The sequence below is a fragment of the Paenibacillus mangrovi genome, from assembly GCF_022898935.1.
GTDB classification, from domain to species: domain Bacteria; phylum Bacillota; class Bacilli; order Paenibacillales; family Paenibacillaceae; genus Paenibacillus_AQ; species Paenibacillus_AQ mangrovi.
This window is the reverse complement of the sequence record NZ_JALIRP010000002.1, coordinates 310256-332431: the sequence shown is the minus strand read 5'-3', so window position 1 is coordinate 332431 and position 22176 is coordinate 310256. Positions and strand designations below refer to the sequence as shown.

Below are 22176 nucleotides of genomic sequence, written 5' to 3'. Positions count from 1 at the left end.
AATGAACTAAAATTTGCTTCTCGAAATGCCGATAAACGTTTTCGGTAAGAGAAATTCTGCAGTTCATTTTATTCTGAAAACTCCCTCTTTTTTCTTTTAATTTTTACACTGCTCTACTAAATGTTGGCAGGCGAAAAATTTGTAGAAAAAAGAGGGAAAGTATATCTTATGTTGAATATGTAGAATTGAGTGTTTTTTCATGGAAGTTATTTTATAAAAACAGGAGGTGCCACGGTTGAGCAACAATGACATCATTGTTAGTTTGGACATCGGTACATCCAAAGTTCGTGCTATTATTGGGGAAGTGAATAATGGAACCTTTAATATTATTGGAGTTGGATCTGCCGACTCGGAAGGAATTCGCAAAGGTGCAATTGTAGATATTGACCAGACTGTACAATCTATCCGTAGTGCCGTTGATCATGCGGAGCGTATGGTTGGTATTCAAATATCGGAGGTTTACGTCGGCATTTCGGGGAATCATATCGGACTTCAATCCAGCCACGGTGTAGTGGCAGTATCGAACGAGGATCGGGAAATTGGAGAGGAAGACATTGAACGTGTGCTTAAAGCCGCGGAGGTTGTAGCTCTTCCACCTGACCGCGAGATTATTGATGTAGTTGCCAAACAATACGTAGTAGATGGGCTGGAGGGAATTCAAGATCCGCGCGGAATGATAGGCGTCCGTCTGGAAGTGGAAGCCATCATCATTACCGGCGCTAAGACGCCCCTACATAATCTTTTGCGCTGTGTTGAAAAATCAGGCCTTAAGATCAAAGATTTGGTTCTTATGTCTTTGGGAGCAGGGCAGCTTGCCTTGTCTAAAGACGAGAAAACGATGGGTTCTGTACTTGTTGATATCGGTGCCGGGTCAACAACAATTGCAATTTTTGAAGAGGGCACAATGGTTTCAACTTCAACCCTGCCTATCGGCGGTGAATTTGTAACTAATGATATCGCTTATGGACTCCGGACGCTTACGGATCAGGCAGAGAAGGTCAAGCTGAAATATGGCTGCGCTTTGATGGCCGATGCCGCACCTGACGTGACTTTCAAGGTGGTTCGCATAGGCAGCAACGTGGAAAAGGAATTTACCCAAGAGGATCTGGCAGCCATTGTCGAGCCACGGGTACAGGAAATTTTCCATCTGATACGCGAAGAAGTGAAACGTCTTGGTTACACTGAGCTTCCAGGAGGGTATATTCTTACTGGTGGTACTGTATCCATGCCGGGAGTTTTGCAGGTTGCGCAGGATGAACTCGCAGCATCGGTCAGAATTGCCGTACCGGATTACATCGGTGTTAGAGACCCTGGTTATACCAGTGGTGTAGGCATACTGCACAACGTGATCCGCGGTATCCGCGCGCGCAGCACCAGCAGCGCTAACGTGAGCAGTGCGAATAATAAAAAAACAGTGAACCGCCCTAAAGCGAGTCCTGTTTCGAATCCGGAGGCTGACCAGAAACCGGGCTTTATTGATCGATTGAAAAATATATTCAGTGATTTCATATAAGCAGGTTCATATGAATTAGTGAACGGGCCATCCATGCACAATGAGGGGGAGATGGGAAAATATGTTGGAATTTGATTTTGAAATGGAGAGCATGGCGCAAATTAAAGTAATAGGTGTAGGCGGCGGCGGAAGCAATGCTGTCAACCGTATGATTGAAAATGGCGTTCAAGGTGTGGAATTCATTACCGTGAATACAGACGCCCAAGCTTTGCATATGGCCAAATCGGAACATAAACTGCAAATCGGGGATAAACTGACCCGCGGTCTTGGTGCCGGGGCCAACCCTGAAGTAGGCAAAAAAGCGGCTGAAGAGTCGCGTGATCTGATTATGAATACCCTCAAAGGTGCTGATATGGTATTTGTTACCGCAGGTATGGGCGGTGGTACTGGAACAGGTGCTGCTCCGGTCATCGCGGAAATCGCCAAAGAATGCGGAGCATTGACCGTAGGTGTGGTTACCCGCCCGTTTTCATTTGAAGGACGCAAGCGTACCACTCAAGCCGAGCTGGGTACTGAAGCTCTTAAGGAAAAAGTTGATACACTTATTGTTATTCCAAACGACCGACTTTTAGAAATGGTAGACAAAAAAACGCCGATGCTTGAAGCGTTCCGTGAAGTAGACAATGTGCTTCGTCAAGCTGTACAGGGCATTTCCGACTTGATCGCAGTGCCTGGTCTGATCAACCTAGACTTTGCGGACGTTAAAACCATCATGACAGAACGCGGTTCTGCTTTGATGGGTATTGGTATGGCTACAGGTGAAAATCGTGCGGCTGAAGCTGCGCGCAAAGCTATCATGAGCCCGCTGCTGGAGACCTCCGTTGAAGGAGCACGCGGCGTTATCATGAATATTACAGGCGGCTCCAATTTGTCGCTATACGAAGTCAATGAGGCGGCAGAAATCGTGACTTCGGCATCCGACCCGGAAGTGAACATGATCTTCGGTGCGATCATTGAGGAAAGCATGAAGGATGAGATCAAAGTCACGGTCATTGCTACCGGATTTGAACACCGCGACGTTCCGACAGCATCCTCCCGCAAGCCGGGAGCGGCGCCAACCGAACCTACGGACAACCGCAATGCGAATAACCTTCGTCCGTTTGGCAATTCCGTCAGCAGCGACCAACTGGACATTCCGACATTCCTTCGGAACCGTTCTCGTCAGAATAATGACTAATACCATAAGAGCATACAAAAAAAGACCCGCGTTCCTATACGGAAACAGCGGGTCTTTTTTTGCAGTCTGCATATCCTCTAAAACCCTACGGAACTCGACAAAAAAAGTTGAAGTCCAGCCCCCAATTTTAGACAGACTTTGAGTATGGATCTTTTTATACTAAATACATCTCCCAAGTATAAAGTGCTTTTTGAATACTGTAAGTCGTTTATAGTAAATGTTCCGAAAGATTCCACTAGGGTGGCAGGCAGGTGATGGGGCTGGTAGTTTATATTGATCTGATTTTCATCACCAATCTGTTGATCGACGGTGCTCTTCTGTGGTTGACCGCCTGGATGAGGAAGCAAAGGCTGAGGTGGTGGCGGATCACGGTCTCGGCGGCGGTAGGAGCGTTGTATGTCGTTATGATGTTCCTGCCTGAGCTTTCTTTTATGTATACCTTTATCGTTAAATTTGTGTTATCCCTATTGATGCTCTGGATTGCTTTTGGTTTTGGAAGTCTGCAGAACTATATCCGGAACATGGGGGCATTTTATATTATCAACTTCGCGGCTGCCGGCGGAATTATCGGAATTCACTATTTACTTCAAAATACGGGAGAAATTTTTAACGGGATTTGGTATACAGCATCGGGAGGACTCTCGTTTGAACTCAAAATCGGATTTTGGTTCACTTTTATTATGTGCTTTGTTGTCTTGCTGTGGTTCAAACTTGTTCATGCCTCCCGTCGCAAGCTGGAGAATAGGCAAGAGTATATGGGAGAGGTGAGCGTCGAAATTGCAGGATACCGCGTAAGTTGTACAGGGCTGCTGGATACGGGCAATCAGCTTGCCGATCCCCTGACAAGAACGCCAGTCATGGTGATGGAGGCTGCGCTTTGGAAGGAAAAGCTGCCTGCAACCTGGCTGGAGCGGCTGTCTGAGGGTGAACCGGACAAACTTGTGCTTGAGCTTGATGACGCGGATTTTGAGTGGCGTGACCGGCTGCGTCTCGTCCCCTACCGTGGTGTCAACCGGGGATCGGCATTTATGCTGGCCATGAAACCGGATGCTGTGGAGATTCGAATTGGTGCTCAGACAAGCCGTGCCGTCAAAGTTTTGATCGGGCTTGATGGAGGGAGCTTGTCGGGCGACAAGTCTTACCAGGCGATTATTCACCCGGACCTGGTGCGGGAGTCGGAGAGTGTCATAACAGACATAAAGCCGCCAAACCCTACATCATTAAGCTTATAGCAGCAAGGGCGAGTTGGATGGGACATTTAAGTTTATGCTTACGAGCTCAATATCAAGAACTAATGTCAATATTGAGCATCCTTACGAAGATGGTTTCCCTTCGGGAAATTTAAGATTATGCTTACGAAGATAGTTTCCCTTCGGGAAAAACTTTTAGGAGGACAAAAAATGCTATTTAAATGGCGATTGATAGCGCAGTTGCAATATTACCGAATCCTTTTTTTGCTGGGACTGAAGAGTGAGGAGATTTATTACATCGGCGGCAGTGAGGCCCTCCCTCCACCACTGACACGCGAGGAAGAGGAATACCTGCTGCAGCGGCTCACCACGGGAGATGCGGCGATCAGATCGATGCTGATTGAACGCAATCTACGCCTAGTCGTCTACATTGCCCGCAAATTCGAAAACACCGGCATCAATATCGAGGATCTCGTTTCCATTGGTGCGATTGGTTTGATCAAAGCGGTCAATACGTTTGACCCTGAGAAAAAAATCAAGCTAGCTACCTACGCTTCACGCTGTATCGAAAATGAGATTCTGATGTACCTGCGCCGCAATAGCAAAATCCGCAGCGAAGTGTCTTTTGATGAACCGCTGAATATCGATTGGGATGGCAACGAGCTTCTGCTTTCCGATGTGCTTGGAACCGAAAACGATACCATCTACCGCAATATCGAGGAACAGGTCGACCGCAAGCTGCTTCATAAGGCGCTCGAAAAGCTGTCGGATCGGGAGCGCACCATCATGGAGCTGCGTTTTGGACTTCAGGATGGCGAGGAGAAAACGCAAAAGGATGTCGCCGATATGCTTGGCATTTCCCAATCCTACATATCCAGACTTGAAAAAAGGATCATTAAGAGACTTCGCAAAGAGTTCAACAAGATGGTGTAGCAAATTTTTTCTCAGGAATAAAATGAGCCCCCAGGGAGATAATGTACATTAATGTTTCTCCTTGGGAGGTATATCATCATGACCCGAAACAAAGTCGAAATTTGTGGTGTGGATACCGCAAAATTACCTGTGTTAACCAATGTGGAAATGCGGGAATTGTTCCATTCCTTACAGCAAAACAATGAACGGTCAGCCAGAGAAAAGCTGGTTAACGGCAACCTTAGACTGGTGCTTAGTGTAATCCAGCGCTTTAACAATCGGGGAGAGTTTGTCGACGATTTGTTTCAGGTAGGCTGTATCGGACTCATGAAGGCCATTGATAATTTTGACTTGTCGCAAAACGTGAAATTCTCGACCTATGCGGTACCGATGATTATCGGAGAAATCCGCAGGTACCTAAGGGATAACAATCCAATCCGTGTTTCGAGATCGTTGCGTGATATCGCTTATAAGGCTTTGCAGGTACGAGACTCCCTGACGAACCAAAATTCCAGGGAACCGACGATTTTCGAAATTTCTGAGGTGCTGAACGTACCCAAAGAAGATGTGGTGTTTGCGCTTGACGCCATTCAGGACCCTGTCTCCCTGTTTGAACCGATCTATCACGACGGCGGCGATCCCATTTATGTAATGGATCAAATCAGCGACGACAAAAACAAAGATATTCAATGGATTGAAGAGATTGCCCTCCGTGAGGCCATGCAAAGATTGGGGCAGCGGGAGAAAATGATTCTTTCCATGCGATTTTTTGAAGGGAAGACCCAAATGGAGGTTGCCGATGAGATCGGTATTTCTCAGGCTCAGGTATCCCGATTGGAGAAATCTGCGATTCAGCAAATGCAAAAGCATGTAAAATCGTAATTTAAACTTAAAAATTGAATATTGAGGATTTTGCGGATCAGGCCCGAGGTTTGCACTGCGAAATCCTATGAAAGTTAAAGCGATCCGTTAAGGGTCGCTTTTTTAAGATTATAGAATTAATAATTTTTCAGCGAAGCTGAACAATTCTATAATCGCAAGAAAAACTTCTGCTAAAAGCGGTCTGTCTTCTGTGAAAGTACATCGGTAGACGTTTTTCTTAAGATATTAGAAAAGGTGAAACATTCCTCCGCATTTTTGACGCAAATCCGTAAAAAGAAGGGCATTTTGCCCAGTCCGGACATATACTTATCGTATATGACAGGTTAGCGGATTACAGATGAATAATTCACGGAAAAGGAGCTGCGGCCCTTGATTCCAGATCATCAGGCGGTGGAGAAGAATATGAAAATATCCGATTTTCAGACCAAGGATGTTATTAATATTGTGGACGGCAAAAGGCTCGGCCAGATCAGTGATCTTGAACTGGATCTTCGTCAAGGCCGGATTGATGCGATCGTTGTTCCGAGTTACAGCAAATTTTTAGGGCTGTTTGGAGGCGGGGCCGATCTGATCATTCCATGGCGCAATATCGTCAAGATTGGTTCCGATGTCGTGCTGGTCAAAATGGAAGAGCTGAAAACGTTGCAGGATGAAAAGGATGCTGCGGCTTATGCGGAGCGGCAAGAGCGGGAGCGCCGGAATTACAAGGATTTGTAAACAGAATTACAAGGAATTGTGAACGGAAATAGCAGGATCCTCAGGAATTAAAATGGCTGCGGCTATAATTGTTGCTCCTGAATATGGTACACTGGAAGCTGAGGTGATTGGATGGAACCATTTGTTTTAAAAGATGCCGCAGGAACGCCTGCACTTTTTATGCTGGAGCCTTGGGTAAGTCGTTATGATGGTCTTAGCGCTGGTTTTACAGGAAGAAATGGAGGCGTTGGCCAAACGCCTTATCATACACTGAATTGTGCTTTTCATGTGGGTGACCGTCCGGACGATGTGATCGCCAACCGGGAACGGGTTGCAGCCGCGCTTGGATTTACGCTGGAGGCATGGACATGCGGCGAACAAGTACACCGGGCGGATATTGCAATTATTGACCAAGATAACCGCGGGGCAGGCAGCATGAACCGGGAGTCCGGCATCCAGGATACGGATGGACTGCTGACCAATGAGCCTGGAGTTATGCTTGCTTCTTTTTATGCCGATTGTGTACCGCTATTTTTCTTTGATCCGAAGCAGCAGGTCGTTGGACTGGCTCATGCCGGATGGAAAGGAACAGTCGCCGGAATTGCTGGCAAAATGGTGGAGAAAATGAGGGATACGTTCGGAAGCCAAAGTGAAGACATCGTGGCAGCGATCGGCCCGTCGATCGGTTCCTGCTGCTATGAGGTTGATGAGAAAGTCATGTCCCATGTGCGCGATTTAGAAAATCATTTCCTGGGTAATGAGAAGTATTCCACTTCAGACTGGTACATAACAAAAGATGGTGGCAAATACATGCTTAACTTGAAAGAAATGAATCGACACATTATGATTAAAGCAGGAATATTGCCGACTCATATCGAATGTACAACATGGTGTACAAGCTGTCGTAACGATTTGTTTTTCTCATACCGCAAGGATGGGGGAACGACAGGACGAATGGCTAGTTGGATCGGTTTAAGAGAGGTGAGCCTTCCATGACTTTGGAAGAGCGGATACAGGACGTCAATAAACGGATTGAAGAGGCTTGTCTGCGCAGCGGCAGATCCGCCAAGGATGTGCACATCGTGGCGGTGACTAAATACGTATCGACTGCGATGACAGCCAAGGTATTGGACAGTGGCTTGGAGCATGTAGGTGAGAACCGTTGGCAGAATGCAGAAGGAAAATGGAACGAACTCGGTCAGCGGGGAACATGGCATTTTATCGGTCACCTGCAGACCAACAAGGTTAAGGATGTGATCGGGAAATTCGAATACATCCATTCGCTGGACAGGATGTCCCTGGCCAAGGAACTTGAAAAGTCCGCAGCTGCAAAAGGGCTGGTAATTAAAACCTTCTTACAGATTAATATTTCTGGAGAAGATAGCAAATACGGGTTGGCTCCTGAGCATGCTGCAAATTTTCTGCGCGAAATACAGGGTTTTAACCATATTAAGGTTGTCGGGCTTATGACCATGGCCCCAATTGAGGACCGGGCTGAAGATACCCGCATGGTTTTTAGAGGGCTTCGCGAGTTAAGGGATACATTGAACCTCCAAGGTATGACGAAGGAACCGTTAACGGAGCTTTCCATGGGAATGTCTAACGATTTTGAAGTGGCGGTTGAGGAAGGAGCCACTTGGATTCGTTTAGGCAGTGTTTTAGTTGGGAAAGAAGAGGAGGAGTGATGAGTGTGATGAACAAATTTATGTCTTTTTTGGGATTGCAGGAGCAGGAGGAAATTGTTGAACGGGAGCAGCTCCCCGTTGAAGAAGAAGAATTTGAAACTCCGCCGGTGGAAACACGTAAAAACCAAAGGGGAAATAATGTGGTCAGCATTCACTCGCAAAAAAACGTTAAGGTTATCCTGCATGAGCCGAGATCGTATGATGAAGCGCAGGAAATCGCTGATCATTTGCGTTCGCACCGGACCGTTGTGGTCAATTTGCAGCGGGTACGCAAGGATCAGGCGCTTCGGATTATTGATTTTCTCAGCGGTACGGTGTATGCCTTGAGTGGTGGGATATCCAAGATTGGCGGCGACATATTTTTGTGTACTCCGGATACGGTTGAGATCTCTGGCACCATTTCAGAAATACTAGGCGAAGAACATGAATACAACAGAATGAGGTGAGCCGATTTTGGCCGAAATTGTAACAATAGTGCATTATCTATTTCAAATTTACTTTTACATGATAATTGTTTATGTGCTGATGTCATGGCTTCCGAACTTGCAGGAGAGCTTTATTGGTGAGCTGCTTGGGAAGCTGGTGGAGCCGTATTTGTCTCCGTTCCGCCGTTTCATTCCTCCGATTATGGGGATGCTGGATATTTCGCCGATTATTGCGCTGTTTGTCCTCCAGTTCGCTGAGCAGGGCGTTTACGCAATACTTCGACTTTTCTTCTGATGATGAAGCTGGATATTTACGAGCATTTTCATCCGGATGAGCGTGAGTTTGTTGATCGGGCGTGGGAATGGGTTGAGAACGCAGGGCAATACCATGAAACCAAACTGACCGATTTTTTGGATCCAAGACAGATCGTTATCATGAATTCGTTGGTAAACCGTCATCCAGATGTGCATATGCGCTTGGACGGCGGTTATGAAGGGGCGGAACGCTGCCGTGCACTGATTGCTCCGGACTACCGTGAATTGGATAATGAGGATATGAAGCTGAAGGTACTCCATATTGACTCCATGGATCAGAAATTTCTGACCCTCGAACACGGGGATTACATGGGTTCCATTTTGGGGCTTGGTATCAAACGTTCCAAAATAGGCGATATCCACGTTCTGGACGATGGTTGTCATACGGTTGTGTGTGAGGAGATCAGCGCATTTCTTGATATGAATTTAAATCAGGTGCACCGAATACACGTCCAGAGTGAGATATTGCCGATCGAACAGCTGCGTACGGGCAAGATCTCTTTAGAGACGCTCGATATTACGGTGGCTTCTTTGCGTCTTGATGGCATTACTTCCGATGTATACCGTCTCAGCCGTAGCAAAGTGTTGATCCCTATTCGGGCCGGACGCTGTCGTGTGAACTGGAAACCGGTGGAGGATCCTTCGTCTCAGCTGAAGGAAGGCGATGTGGTATCCATGCAGGGTTTTGGACGTTTTAAGGTGCTGGAGGCAGGAGATGTCACAAAAAAAGGTCGTTTCCGCGTTAAAATAGGTAAATTTGTGTAGACGCTCAGCAGGAAATCGTTTTTTTCTGTCGAAATGAAATATCTACCACAAAGTTAAATCTAAACAAATGTATTTCTTCGGCCGATACATTCCAAGTGGGCTGTATCTACAGATCCGTGTGATAACAGGGAGACCTGAACATTCTTAGGAGGTGCACATCAAATGCCATTAACGCCACTGGATATACATAACAAAGAATTTTCCCGTCGTCTCCGGGGTTATGATGAAGATGAAGTGAATGAATTCCTCGATCAGGTCATCAAGGATTATGAGAGTGTAATCCGCGAGAACAAGGAGCTTCATAACCAAATGATGACTTTGCAGGAAAGACTCGACCATTTCCTCAACATTGAAGAGACGCTTTCCAAGACGATCATCGTGGCTCAGGAAGCGGCAGATGAAGTGAAGAACAATGCCAAGAAGGAAGCGCAGCTGATCATTAAGGAATCCGAGAAGAATGCCGACCGCATTATTGACGAATCCTTGTCCAAGTCGCGGAAAATTGCGATGGAAGTGGAAGAATTAAAAAAACAGGCGTCTATTTACCGCACCCGTTTCCGGACGTTGGTTGAAGCACAGCTGGAGCTTTTGAGCCAAGATGGCTGGGATGCACTGGAATCTGCCGGTCAAGCTCGGAATGCACGAGAAGCAAATGAAGTATACTAGGCTTCTGCTTGGTTGACTTTTGGATCAAAAAGGACTATAACTATAGTCATATCGGTTGTTTTTCGGATGTACCGCATCCATTCGTTATATGTATTCAATGATGGGATAAGTAAGCTTTGGATATGTTCTCCAGAGAGTTGGCGATTTGCTGAGAGCCAATGTTCGGACCAAAGGCTGAAGATCCTCCCGGAGAAGTGAAGCTGAACCGTTAGCTGTTAACGTGCGTAAGCTGAACCGGAATGCCGAACGTTATATCGGCTCCTTGTTGAACTGAGGATTCCCATGTGGAAAGCTTTTTAGGCGAGGATTTGAGGAGTCGTTCTGGAGAAGCATTGTTCTTCATGAACGGAATTAGGGTGGTCACGCGAGCAGAAGCCTCGTCCCTTTATAGGGATGAGGCTTTATTTGTGTTTATTTTCGAAGCTTCTTCGGATCTTTTTTTCGAATCCCCCTAAATCCCCCTTTCCAAAGGGGGACCCCAGATGGCGCTACCCTCTGGACACCCGAAAGTTTGGTGGAATGAGGGGTAGAGAAGTTCTAACGCGACTATGGCGAAGTCCCCGGTTCTTCCTCGGCTTCCTTCGGTTCGCCATCGGGAACCTTCCATGCGCATAAAGCGTTCGAGGTGGGCAGTAACTTTTTCGTTTTATTAGTGCGCATCCGTTAAGCGTGCCCCGTTCTTTGCAAAGCAAAGAATAGGGGCGAAAAGCGGGTATAACATACACAGTTTCAAAGTCCGCACTCTGTGACACCCGAGGAACCATTTCGGGAGTCCAGAGGGCAGAAGCCCTTGGGGTCCCCCTTAAGAAGGGGGATTTAGGGGGATGGAAAATTCCTTCAAAGGAATCACGTGAAAGGATGGATATTTATGCAAAAAGTCGATATCAAAGAAAAAGCACGCACCCGCGATTTGCGTGTGCTGAAGAAATGGAATGAGGAAGATACCTTCCGCAAATCCATGGAAAACCGTGAAGGCAAGCAGAACTATGTATTCTATGAAGGACCTCCGACAGCCAACGGTGCTCCGCATATCGGTCACGTTCTCGGCCGCGTTATCAAGGACTTTATCGGGCGCTATCAAACGATGAAAGGCTTCCGCGTTGTCCGTAAAGCAGGCTGGGATACCCACGGCTTGCCGGTTGAACTTGGCGTTGAGAAGCAGCTCGGCATCTCTGGCAAGCAGGAAATCGAGAAATACGGTGTGGAAGAATTTGTTAAAAAGTGTAAAGCCAGTGTATTCGAGTATGAAAAGCAATGGAGAGAACTCACTGAAGCCATCGGTTACTGGACCGATTTGGATCACCCGTACATCACGCTTGAGAACAATTACATCGAAAGTGTATGGAACATCCTGGCGACCATTCATGACAAAGGACTGCTCTATCGCGGTCACCGTGTTAGCCCATATTGCCCTTGCTGCCAAACGACACTCAGCTCCCATGAAGTGGCTCAAGGGTATGAAGATGTTAAGGATCTCAGTGCGACAGCCAAATTTAAGCTGCATGACAGCGGCGAATATGTGCTGGCCTGGACGACAACTCCTTGGACGCTGCCGGCTCACGTTGCACTTGCGATGAATCCGGATATGGACTATGTACGCGTGCAGCAGAACGGTGAAGTTTACATCGTAGCGAAAAACCTGGTTGAAGACGTACTGAAGGATGAATATCAGGTTTTGTCTACGCATAAAGGTTCCGAGTTTATCGGAAAAACCTATACACCGCCATTTACGTACACCACCCCTGAAAAAGGTAATCTGATCGTCGGCGCTTCCTTCGTCACGGATGCCAGCGGTACTGGTATTGTTCACATGGCGCCTGCACACGGTGAGGACGACTATAAAGCCTGCCGCGAAAACGGCATCAGCTTTATCAGTGTGGTTAATGCCCAAGGCCGCTACACGGATGAAATCACAGATCTGGCTGGACGTTTCGTGAAGGACTGCGATTTGGACATCGTGAAGATGCTGTCTGAAAAGGGACTGCTGTTCAGCAAGGAAAAATACGAGCACAGCTATCCGTTCTGCTGGCGCTGCAAATCCCCGCTCCTGTACTACGCGATGGAGAGCTGGTTCATTGAAACGACGGCAGTGAAGGATCAACTGATCGCCAACAACAACGGCGTGGAATGGTTCCCAGGTCATATTCGCGAAGGCCGGTTCGGCAAATTCCTCGAGGATTTGGTGGACTGGAACATCAGCCGTAACCGTTATTGGGGCACGCCGCTGAACGTTTGGGTTTGCGACTCCTGTAAAAAGGAATACGCACCTCACAGCTTCGCGGATTTGAGAGAACATGCGACTACGCCTCTTCCTGATGATTTTGAATTGCATAAGCCATATGTAGACGGTGTAAAAGTAAAATGCCCGCACTGCGACGGCGGTCTAATGGAACGTACATCTGAAGTCATCGACGTATGGTTCGACAGCGGCTCGATGCCGTTTGCGCAGCATCATTATCCGTTCGAGAACACGGACACCTTCGAAGAGCAGTTCCCTGCAGACATGATCTGTGAAGGGATTGACCAGACACGCGGTTGGTTCTACAGCTTGCTTGCGGTTTCCACGCTTTTCAAGGGCGTAGCGCCATATAAAGCGGTTATCGCTACGGGGCATATTCTCGATGAAAACGGACAGAAGATGTCCAAATCCAAAGGCAACGTTATCGACCCTTGGGAAATCATCAACGAGTTCGGTACGGATGCATTCCGTTGGGCTTTGCTTGCAGACAGTGCGCCATGGAACAGCAAACGCTTCTCCAAAGGCATCGTTGCTGAGGCTAAATCCAAAGTCGTAGATACGCTGGTGAACACCCATTCATTCCTGACGCTTTATGCGAACATCGATGGATACGATCCGACGGAGCATCCGTTCAAGCCATCCGAAAATAAACTGGACCGCTGGATTCTCTCCCGTCTGAACAGTCTGATCCAATTGGTCGACAAAGGTCTTGCGGTGAATGATTTCCTAAATTCCGCGAAGGGTATCGAAGGCTTTATCGATGAGCTGAGCAACTGGTACATCCGCCGTTCCCGTGACCGTTTCTGGGGCAGTGGCCTGACCGAAGACAAACTTGCCGCATATGGCACTCTGACGCATGTACTGCTCACCCTTGCCACAATGATGGCGCCTTATACGCCGTTCCTGTCCGAAGATATCTACACCAACCTCGGCGGCGGCACAAGCGTGCATCTGGCCGACTTCCCGCAAGCGGATGAGTCCCTCATCGACAAATCGCTTGAGGCGGATATGGAATCAGCCCGTCAAATCGTCGAGCTCGCACGTAACGTCCGCAACGAGACGGGTATCAAAACCCGCCAACCGTTGTCCGAATTGATCATTTCGATGGATCGATCCTTTGATGTGGCAGGCTATCAGGAGATCATCAAGGAAGAGATCAACGTGAAGGAGCTTGTGCTGGCAACCAGCGACAGCGGATTTGTAGACTTCACTTTGAAAATGAACCTGAAAGTAGCTGGTAAGAAATATGGCAAAAATATCGGCTTCCTTCAAGGCTTCCTGAAAGGTCTATCTCCAGAAGAAACAAGAGCTGCCGTGCAATCCGGAAGCATCAACGTAACCTCACCGGAGGGTGAAGAGCTTCAAATAACGGCTGATGAACTGCTTGTAGAGAAGCATGCCAAGAGCGGATTCGCTTCGGCATCCGGATATGGCATCACGGTTGCCCTGAATACGGAAATCACCCCTGAGCTCGAGCAAGAAGGCTGGGTCAGAGAAGTAGTCCGTGCCGTTCAGGATTACCGTAAAAAGCTGGATCTGCCAATCGAAAAACGTGTGACGCTTGTTCTGGACGCAGACGAAGAGCTGGCAAAAGCTATTCAGGCTTATGATCATGTGCTTCGTGAGAACGTATTGGTCAAGGACCTTGTTTTCGGTAAGGAAGTGGCCATGGAAACCGTTGATTTGGCAGGCAAAACGCTTGGTATTCACATCGCTGAATAAGATTTTTACCGAGGTTTGCCCTCTTGAAAGAGCATTGTTTGAATGAGTGCCGCATTTTAGGCAAATAATAGCAGTCAAAAGGAATAAACGAGCCTTCAAGCACAGATGAGAGTCTGCGCCCTTGGGCTCGTTTATTTCTTTCAGATATGTGGTTATGAATTCAAAAGGGGAAAAACTCATGGTGAATGATCAGAAAAACGGTGATGCTGCTGCGGGCGAAGACCAACTGAGCCTAATGTATAAACTTACGGTCCAAATAGCGGATCAGCTGGAAAAATCCCGTATTGCCGACTACACCCAGCTCCTTCACAAGCCTTGGCGGATTATTTGGCTGAATATGCTGGCCGGAACGGCCAAAGGAGTCGGCATTGCGATCGGGTTTACTTTTTTCGCGGCTACCATTATTTATTTCCTGCAGATCCTTGGGGCGCTTAATCTGCCGATCATCGGAGATTACATCGCGGATATTGTACGGATCGTCCAGCGCCAGCTTGAGCTTAAGTCGTATTAAAGATCAAAGAATTCGTCATCATCGTCTTCTTCAGCAAGTTGCTGCATGTCGATGAATTCGCCTTTGTCCATGTACCTGCGGTATTCCTGGCTGCGTACGATATCAATGAGGTTGCCGTAGATGTCGGTAGCTACAAAGGCTTCGAGTGGCTCGACGAAACCTTCCAGTTCATCCGAGGCTTCGATTTCCATATCGTCATAACTGTGAATCTCGTTGCTATCGGCCATGGCCGGTGTGTTGGAAGATCCAAAGTTCTCTAGTACCTGCCATGTGTCTTCACCATCAAAGCCGTTTTGATCTTCACGTTCATCCAGGCTTGTGCGGCCGAAAGGAGGCATAAGAAACTCTTCTTCCACCGGAGGGTAATTGGAAACATTCTGCTTGGGAGAGTGCTCAATACAATATGCCGTTGTCGGGACAGCCTCAAGACGGGCATAAGAAATCGGCTTTCCACATTCTCGACATACGCCGTAAGTTCCTTGATCCATCCGCTCTAAAGCCTCACTGATGTGGGTTAACCGGTGATCATCGTGATCCTGAAGCATGAGGTCCATCTCACGGTAATATAATTCAGTGGCCACATCGGCAGGGTGGTTATCAATAAGCGAGAGCTCGCCGATTCCATCACGCATGGATTCGTCAAGACCGTAACTGTCATTGTTCACATCTTTTTGCTGTAAGGATTGCTGCTGCTCTTCCAGCAGGGAACGAAGATGTTTAAGCTGTGTAGCGGTGAGTTGCTGCATGGATACGGTCCCCTTTCCTTTTACGGCAGACAATTGCCGCCTAAAGACAATTCCTTCAATTCTAGGATGCGCGGAAAACGGGGGTTTTACATGAGGAAAATCTTCTCGTGGCTGGACGTTAATGGACGATTTCTGACGTGCTGTGCTACAATATACAGGTCTTTATATGACATGGAGCCGTCATGTTCTACGGCCTATATGATAAGAACGGAGTGACTTTGTGCTGTGTGGTACTACATCCTCGCTTTAATCGCATTTTTAGTCGATCAGGGAACGAAGTTTATCATTACTAAACAAATGGAGATTGGTCAAGAAATTCCGGTCATCGGTAACTTCTTCGTAATTACGTCCATCCGTAACAAGGGCGCTGCTTTTGGCATTTTGCCAAACCGAAGATGGTTTTTTGTCGTCATTACGATTGTGGTTGTCATTGCCATCATATGGTACATGGAAAAAGTCAGAAAAACCTCGTCGCGCAAGCTGCTGCCGATTGCCCTCAGTCTCGTTATGGGGGGAGCGCTCGGTAATTTCCTCGACCGGGCTCTGTATGGAGAAGTCGTTGACTTTTTGATGTTAAATTTTGGAAGCTATACGTTTCCAATCTTCAACATTGCCGATTCCTGCATCTGTATTGGCGTCGCGCTGATTTTTGTGGATTCATTGATCGATTTGAATAATACTACACCAGAGAACGAGAGCAAGGAAGGGAATGAAATTGTGTGAGTGAGACCGAAATCAGGGAGTGGGTGATTGACCAGGCCTATGCCAAGGAGCGGATCGACAAGTACATTACCGAATCCTGGGAAGAGGAAGTATCCCGGTCGCAGGTACAACTGTGGATCACCTCCGGTCATGTCAAGGTCAACGGACATCCTGTCAAGGCCAATTACAAGCTGGCGGAAGGGGATCATTTGGAAGTTGCCGTACCAGAGCCGTCCGCGGTGGAAATTGTACCTGAGGATATCCTGCTGGATGTCGCTTATGAGGACCGAGATGTGATTGTGGTGAACAAACCGAGAGGCATGGTCGTGCACCCGGCTCCTGGACATTCATCGGGAACGCTTGTTAATGCGCTGATGTATCATTGCAAGGACTTATCGGGTATTAACGGGGAACTTCGTCCTGGCATCGTACACCGGATTGATAAAGACACTTCGGGACTTTTAATGGCTGCCAAAAATGATAAGGCGCATGCTTCTCTTGCCGCCCAGCTTAAGGATCACAGTGTCACGCGCAGATATGTTGCTCTTGTCCACGGCAACGTGAGCCATGATCAGGGAACCGTAGATGCGCCGATCGGCCGCGATCCACAGGACCGCAAAATGTTTACCGTTACGGAAAAAAACAGCAAGCATGCCGTCACGCATTTTGTTGTGCTAGAGCGTTTCGGGGACTATACCCTGCTTGAACTGCAGCTTGAGACGGGACGGACTCACCAGATCCGTGTCCATATGAAATTTATTGGGCATCCGCTTGTTGGTGATCCTGTGTACGGGCGCAGCAAAGGGATTAAAATGGACGGACAGGCTCTGCATGCGAAAGTGCTTGGGTTTGTTCATCCATCCAGCGGAGAGTATATGGAATTTACGGCTGAAATTCCTTCTGACATGGAGGAGCTGCTTACAAACCTGCGCAGTCGATGAAAGTACAAATGATACGATAATTAGTCCATGGCTTTCAGCCATGGATTCCTTCATATTTAGGATAGATTTTTGGAATGATTCCTAAATAGGAGATGAACTGCTAAATGAGTATTGAGAAATACCAAAATACGTATATTCAAAACATTTTTGCGGACCGGATTGGCGGTTCCAATTATGGTAAAGATACGGCGATCTATAAGTTTGAAAAAATCAAACGCGCCAAAGCACAAGCGAAGAAGGATTTTCCTGATGTCGAACTGATTGACCTGGGCGTGGGCGAACCCGATGAAATGGCGGATGCCGGAATCGTCGCGAAGCTTGCCGAAGAAGCGGCCAAGCCTGAAAACCGCGGTTATGCCGATAACGGCATCGCAGAGTTCAAAGAAGCTGCAGTCCACTATATGAAGGAAGTATTTAACGTTGATGGTATCGACCCTGACACGGAAGTGCTGCATTCCATCGGCTCCAAGCCGGCACTGGCGATGCTCCCATCATGCTTTATCAATCCGGGGGATGTCACAATCATGACGGTTCCTGGTTATCCGGTGATGGGTACGCACACCAAATACCTCGGCGGTGAAGTCTACAACGTTGAACTCAAAAAAGAGAACAACTTTCTGCCTGACCTAAGCTCGATTCCGGAAGACATTGCAAAGCGGGCCAAGCTTTTCTACCTTAACTATCCGAATAATCCGACGGGTGCTAGCGCGACTGTGGAATTTTTCACAGAGGTTGTTGAATGGGCTAAAAAGCATGATGTTGTGATCGTGCATGATGCTCCATATGCCGCATTGACATATGACGGATTGAAGCCGCTCAGCTTCCTGTCTGTTCCGGGCGCAAAAGACGTAGGCGTCGAGCTTCATTCCCTGTCTAAATCCTACAATATGACCGGCTGGCGGATCGGCTTTATCGCAGGCAACCCGCTTGTGGTCAAAGCATTCGGCGATGTTAAGGATAATAATGATTCCGGTCAATTCATCGCGATTCAAAAAGCCGCTGCATACGGCCTTTACAATCCACAAATTACGGAGAAAATTGCCGCTAAGTACTCCCGCCGTCATGAAATGCTGGTCGCAGCACTGAACGAGCTGGGCTTCAAGGCAGAAAAGCCGAAAGGTTCCTTCTTCCTGTACGTGGAGGCACCAAAAGGAATCAAAGGCGGAATCCGTTTTGAAAGCGGCGAGGATTTCTCCCAGTTCCTAATCCGCGAAAAGCTGATTTCCAGCGTGCCTTGGGATGATGCCGGCCACTTCGTACGCTTCTCCGTAACGTTTATTGCTAATGGGGAAGAAGATGAGAAGCGCGTTATCAACGAAATCAAGGGTCGTCTGAGTGACGTGGAATTTGAGTTTTAATTGAATATCCCTTAAAAGGAACGGGCAGCCATGAGGCAGCCCGTTTCTTTTCAAATCACTTGATGCAGTCCGATGGCGATCAGGATGATCCCGGCGATCCAGCTGGCGCTTTTTTCAAGGCGTTCACCGGCGATTTTGCGGCCAAGCAGCGAGCAAATACCGATGCAGAGATAGCTGAATACGCCCGAAAATATTGAGGTTTCCCATATATTGATATGGGTAATGCCTGCATCGAATCCACCGGCGAGATTATTGATTGAAAGCGCGATGCCGAGTATGACCGACTCCTTAAAATCAACGGTTTTCGATTGGTTGAAATCCGCGGTTTCCGGGTTCTTCAATATATCTTTGATTAACCCTTGCGGATTTTCGCGTTTTACTTCTTTTTCCTGAAGAAAAGGTTGCAGCATAACCCATAGTCCAATCGCCACCAGAATAATCATTCCGATAATATTGCATATCAGAGGAGGCATCCATAGGGCAATCACTTTCCCGAAAATTCCTCCGATCAATGTCAGCAGAAAGCCCATAAAAGCGATCACAGTGCTTGCCAAAAAAGGAATTCTAATTTTTCTAACGCCGTAAGCTGCGCCTACCCCCGCATTATCCAGATTGGAAGCAAGGGCGATGGAAATGGATGATAACCATGGTGCAATCATTTGTTAGCACTCTCCTTGATGAAATTTAGAAAAGTCATTCAGGAATTTGCAAAATCCTCATATATCTTATTGAAGACGTTGAGAAAAAGTGACATTTGGGGTCATATACTGTTGAGAAATTTTCAACATGTTGAGATAAACTTGAGAGGGGCGGCCGTATTATGGCTTTTGAGGAAGATGAAGCTCAGGAACGGAACAGGATTGGCCAACTGATCAAATCAGCCTTAACAGCCAAATCCATGTCCATGCGAAAATTATGCAGGGTAATCGGGATCGACACAGCAACCGTATCCCGCATCGTGAATGGCAAGCAGCAGCCAAAACTGGAGCATCTGAAATTGTTTGCGCAGCATTTGGACATTCCACTCTTGGATCTTCTTGCTACCGCCGGGTTAGAGCCATTGGAACAGAAGGACGGCATCGGCGAATTAAGGGCCGCCCTACAGGGGATCGGAATCAACGTGGATGATATGGCCAGCCAAGTTCGCAAGGAATTGCATAAATATGAGGCGTATGCTAGAACGGAGGAAGGCAAGGAGATTATTGAAAAGTCTTTTTTGCCTAAGCTGGAGCAGCTGCGGAGTGCGGGCTACTATATAGAACAATTAAAGGATTTGTACAAGGAGTATTCTTCCGGGCAATTGCCTGAGGCAGAGCAGCATGTCATTGGCAGCGCGCTTTTGTATTTTGTACTGTCGGCGGATGTCATACCAGATTTCAGCTTTCCTTTTGGATATATCGATGATGCGATCGCGGTTCGGATCGTGATTGAGCGGCTAGCGAAAATGAGAAGACCTTCGTGATTTTTGAAGGCAAAGATGGTAAAGTGGTATGTATAGAAATGAGACGAGATATGATGACCAGATGAACTATGGGTTGGTATAAGTAATCGATGGAGTATCTCTTGGATATGATTTGCAATTAGAATTGGATGAAGGAGGTTTATGGACAACATGCTAAACGATATCGGCGTACCGGGATTCATTTTGTTGGCTGTACTAGCTCTGCTCCTGTTTGGTCCAAGCAAGCTGCCTGGACTGGGCCGCGCCGCAGGGAAGACTGTCCGTGAGTTCAAAAAAGAAATGAATGATATTTTCGGCGATTCACCGCAACCCCCGCGGTCCCGGTCGACAGCACAGACGACGGAAGAGCCTGCATTGGTACATAATGAACCACAACCGTCTCGTCAATTGCCGGAATAATATTCCATTTATAAAAATGGCCAGCGTCTGTTGACAATGCGATGCCCGTCTGTCATAATTCTCTGTAGTTAAATATGCACCTTTAATTCAGTCCCGTGAGGCTGGCAAGGTAACGTGAACCGAGGTTCACTTTCGCGGCATACGCATGTCTTTTTCGTGCGGTCCCGGAGAGATACCCTCGTGTCCCATTATGTCTAGCGACGTTGACTCCTTGCCTTTTGCGGCAAGGAGTTTTTTGCATGTTCACGGGTGATAATGTAGTCAAAATCAATATCCCTAAACAAAAAGGAGTGTGGAGCATGAGTACTGAAGTGCATGTCATTATGGATGAAGCGGCGATCCGCCGCGCACTGACACGTATTGCACACGAAATACTGGAGAGGAACAAGGGGATTGAAAACTGCGTTCTGATCGGCATTAAAACACGTGGAGAGTATCTGGCTGAAAGGCTCGCCGCAAAAATACTGGAAATTGAAGGAACGCCGGTGACATGGGCATCGATTGACGTGACTCCTTACCGGGACGATCAGAAGGATAAGAACTCGAAGGCAGCCATAGATGTGAACAAAGAGCTTAGGGCTCTCGATATAGAAGATAAAAAAGTGATTTTGTTCGATGATGTTCTGTACACCGGGCGGACGATCCGGGCTGCGATGGATGCGCTCATGGATTGTGGCAGACCGCAAATGATCCAGCTGGCTGTGCTGGCAGACAGAGGTCACCGTGAGCTCCCGATAAGGCCGGACTACATCGGCAAGAACGTTCCGACCTCAAAGCAGGAACAAATCGAGGTTCTACTAACAGAAACGGACGGCAAGGACGAGGTTACGATTTTCCAAAACCGGGAGGAGAAATAAACATGATGACGATGACGAAGCTTAAGGAACGCAGCTTGCTCGGATTGAAAGACCTTAGCCGCAGCGAGATCGAGTCCATACTCGACCGGGCAGCATACTGGGAAGCACAGCAGGAAAAAGTCGTACCGGTGCTGAGCTCAAGCTTTGTAGCGAACATGTTTTTCGAGAACAGCACAAGAACGCGGTTTTCCTTCGAAATGGCCGAAAAGCGGCTTGGAGCACAGGTGTTGAACTTCGCGGCCGCAGCCTCGAGCGTTGAAAAAGGTGAGTCGATCTACGATACAGTCAAAACCCTTGAGTCCATGGGAATTGACGCTGGCGTCATCCGGCTCAAGCCGGCAGGCGTGCTAGAAGAACTAGCGTCCAAACTTTCGGTGCCGCTGATCAATGCGGGCGATGGAAACAATGAGCACCCGACGCAGGCGCTGCTGGATCTGTTCACGATGAAAAGAAAGTTTGGAACTCTTCAAGGTCTGACCGTTTCGATCATCGGCGACATCTCTCACAGCCGGGTGGCCAGATCGGACCTGTGGGCGCTTAGAAAATTCGGAGCTGAAGTCAAGTTCTGCGCACCGCAGAATATGGTGGCACCGGATCTTGAGCCTTACGCCGCCTACGTCTCCATGGAAGAAGCGCTGAAATCGGATGTCGTCATGATGCTGCGGGTTCAGCTCGAACGCCACGAAACGGGCATGTTCAAATCGGCTGAGGAATACCGGGCGCAATACGGATTGACAGAGGAGCGGGCGGCAAGGCTGTCCAAGCACACGCTGATTATGCACCCGGCTCCGGTCAACCGGAACGTGGAAATTGACGATGCGGTCGTCGAATGTGAGCAGTCGGCCATTTTTACACAGATGAGCAACGGGGTTCCGGTACGGATGGCGGTTATGGAAAGAGCGCTGAGATAGTCCGGAACAAGATTATACATGCAAATGAATTAATAAATATACACAAACTTGAATTATTATTATACAATAGATTGGAAGCCACAGCGCCAATCAACGAGCGGA

23 protein-coding genes and 1 other annotated feature are annotated in these 22176 nt (G+C 47.7%); of the genes, 21 read left to right on the top strand and 2 right to left on the bottom strand.

The window, feature by feature from the left end; translation table 11 throughout:
* Positions 1-235 precede the first annotated feature (235 nt).
* From ftsA to MUG84_RS06260, 14 genes are all read left to right on the top strand, one after another.
* Positions 236-1513: a cell division protein FtsA gene (gene ftsA / locus MUG84_RS06325; RefSeq protein ID WP_244721969.1), complete on the top strand. Its 1278-nt coding sequence runs from the start codon at positions 236-238 to the stop codon at positions 1511-1513.
* 61 nt (positions 1514-1574) lie between these two features.
* On the top strand, positions 1575-2690 hold the full coding sequence (gene ftsZ, locus MUG84_RS06320) for a cell division protein FtsZ (RefSeq protein ID WP_244721966.1): 1116 nt from the start codon (positions 1575-1577) through the stop codon (positions 2688-2690).
* 260 nt (positions 2691-2950) lie between these two features.
* A complete protein-coding gene (gene spoIIGA / locus MUG84_RS06315; protein WP_244723338.1) occupies positions 2951-3922 on the top strand; it encodes a sigma-E processing peptidase SpoIIGA in 972 nt (323 codons plus the stop codon).
* A gap of 168 nt (positions 3923-4090) precedes the next feature.
* Complete coding sequence (gene sigE, locus MUG84_RS06310) at positions 4091-4813, top strand: RNA polymerase sporulation sigma factor SigE (RefSeq protein WP_244721963.1); 723 nt, start codon at positions 4091-4093, stop codon at positions 4811-4813.
* Positions 4814-4891: 78 nt separating this feature from the next.
* On the top strand, positions 4892-5674 hold the full coding sequence (gene sigG / locus MUG84_RS06305; RefSeq protein WP_244721960.1) for an RNA polymerase sporulation sigma factor SigG: 783 nt from the start codon (positions 4892-4894) through the stop codon (positions 5672-5674).
* Positions 5675-6076: 402 nt separating this feature from the next.
* Positions 6077-6391 carry a YlmC/YmxH family sporulation protein gene (locus MUG84_RS06300; protein ID WP_244723335.1) on the top strand — a complete coding sequence of 105 codons (315 nt, stop codon included), beginning with the start codon at positions 6077-6079 and terminating at the stop codon, positions 6389-6391.
* Positions 6392-6502: 111 nt separating this feature from the next.
* Entirely contained in the window at positions 6503-7366 is an 864-nt protein-coding gene (gene pgeF, locus MUG84_RS06295; RefSeq protein WP_244721957.1) for a peptidoglycan editing factor PgeF, read from the top strand.
* The gene (locus tag MUG84_RS06290; protein WP_244721953.1) at positions 7363-8055 is read left to right on the top strand and encodes a YggS family pyridoxal phosphate-dependent enzyme; all 693 of its coding nucleotides are present in this window, start codon (positions 7363-7365) and stop codon (positions 8053-8055) included. Before pgeF ends, MUG84_RS06290 begins: the two co-directional genes overlap by 4 nt.
* Positions 8055-8501 carry a cell division protein SepF gene (locus MUG84_RS06285; RefSeq protein WP_244721950.1) on the top strand — a complete coding sequence of 149 codons (447 nt, stop codon included), beginning with the start codon at positions 8055-8057 and terminating at the stop codon, positions 8499-8501. The genes MUG84_RS06290 and MUG84_RS06285 overlap by 1 nt, the downstream gene beginning before the upstream one ends.
* Positions 8502-8505: 4 nt before the next feature.
* Complete coding sequence (locus MUG84_RS06280) at positions 8506-8775, top strand: YggT family protein (RefSeq protein ID WP_244723326.1); 270 nt, start codon at positions 8506-8508, stop codon at positions 8773-8775.
* A 2-nt stretch (positions 8776-8777) separates the two neighbouring features.
* On the top strand, positions 8778-9560 hold the full coding sequence (locus MUG84_RS06275; RefSeq protein ID WP_244723324.1) for a YlmH family RNA-binding protein: 783 nt from the start codon (positions 8778-8780) through the stop codon (positions 9558-9560).
* A gap of 162 nt (positions 9561-9722) precedes the next feature.
* A complete protein-coding gene (locus MUG84_RS06270) occupies positions 9723-10226 on the top strand; it encodes a DivIVA domain-containing protein (protein ID WP_244721947.1) in 504 nt (167 codons plus the stop codon).
* 88 nt (positions 10227-10314) lie between these two features.
* Positions 10315-10614, top strand: a binding site (T-box leader).
* A 480-nt stretch (positions 10615-11094) separates the two neighbouring features.
* Positions 11095-14187 (top strand): isoleucine--tRNA ligase, encoded by a 3093-nt coding sequence (gene ileS, locus MUG84_RS06265; RefSeq protein WP_244721944.1) that lies wholly within the window; start codon positions 11095-11097, stop codon positions 14185-14187.
* 235 nt (positions 14188-14422) lie between these two features.
* The gene (locus MUG84_RS06260) at positions 14423-14698 is read left to right on the top strand and encodes a DUF5665 domain-containing protein (protein WP_425313179.1); all 276 of its coding nucleotides are present in this window, start codon (positions 14423-14425) and stop codon (positions 14696-14698) included.
* Here MUG84_RS06260 and MUG84_RS06255 read toward each other — a convergent pair.
* Positions 14695-15444, bottom strand: coding sequence for a TraR/DksA C4-type zinc finger protein (locus tag MUG84_RS06255; RefSeq protein WP_244721921.1), 750 nt, complete (start codon positions 15442-15444; stop codon positions 14695-14697). The genes MUG84_RS06260 and MUG84_RS06255 overlap by 4 nt on opposite strands.
* Before the next feature lie 225 nt (positions 15445-15669).
* On the opposite strand from MUG84_RS06255, the gene lspA reads away from it, so the two are divergent.
* The 3 genes from lspA (at position 15670) to MUG84_RS06240 (ending at position 18445) form a co-directional block, all read left to right on the top strand.
* A complete protein-coding gene (gene lspA, locus MUG84_RS06250; RefSeq protein WP_244721918.1) occupies positions 15670-16167 on the top strand; it encodes a signal peptidase II in 498 nt (165 codons plus the stop codon).
* Entirely contained in the window at positions 16164-17087 is a 924-nt protein-coding gene (locus MUG84_RS06245; RefSeq protein ID WP_244721915.1) for an RluA family pseudouridine synthase, read from the top strand. The genes lspA and MUG84_RS06245 overlap by 4 nt, the downstream gene beginning before the upstream one ends.
* Positions 17088-17191: 104 nt before the next feature.
* A complete protein-coding gene (locus tag MUG84_RS06240; protein ID WP_244721912.1) occupies positions 17192-18445 on the top strand; it encodes an LL-diaminopimelate aminotransferase in 1254 nt (417 codons plus the stop codon).
* A gap of 50 nt (positions 18446-18495) precedes the next feature.
* Here MUG84_RS06240 and ytaF read toward each other — a convergent pair whose 3' ends face one another.
* Positions 18496-19104, bottom strand: a complete 609-nt coding sequence (gene ytaF, locus MUG84_RS06235; RefSeq protein WP_244721909.1) for a sporulation membrane protein YtaF — start codon at positions 19102-19104, stop codon at positions 18496-18498.
* Positions 19105-19265: 161 nt separating this feature from the next.
* Between ytaF and MUG84_RS06230 the strand changes: the two genes are divergently transcribed.
* The 4 genes from MUG84_RS06230 (at position 19266) to MUG84_RS06215 (ending at position 22074) form a co-directional block, all read left to right on the top strand.
* Positions 19266-19907 (top strand): helix-turn-helix domain-containing protein, encoded by a 642-nt coding sequence (locus MUG84_RS06230; protein ID WP_244721906.1) that lies wholly within the window; start codon positions 19266-19268, stop codon positions 19905-19907.
* Positions 19908-20048: 141 nt separating this feature from the next.
* Positions 20049-20306 (top strand): twin-arginine translocase TatA/TatE family subunit, encoded by a 258-nt coding sequence (gene tatA, locus MUG84_RS06225; protein ID WP_425313166.1) that lies wholly within the window; start codon positions 20049-20051, stop codon positions 20304-20306.
* A 299-nt stretch (positions 20307-20605) separates the two neighbouring features.
* Positions 20606-21163, top strand: a complete 558-nt coding sequence (gene pyrR / locus MUG84_RS06220) for a bifunctional pyr operon transcriptional regulator/uracil phosphoribosyltransferase PyrR (protein WP_244721903.1) — start codon at positions 20606-20608, stop codon at positions 21161-21163.
* Positions 21164-21165: 2 nt separating this feature from the next.
* A complete protein-coding gene (locus tag MUG84_RS06215; protein ID WP_244721899.1) occupies positions 21166-22074 on the top strand; it encodes an aspartate carbamoyltransferase catalytic subunit in 909 nt (302 codons plus the stop codon).
* Positions 22075-22176 lie beyond the last annotated feature (102 nt).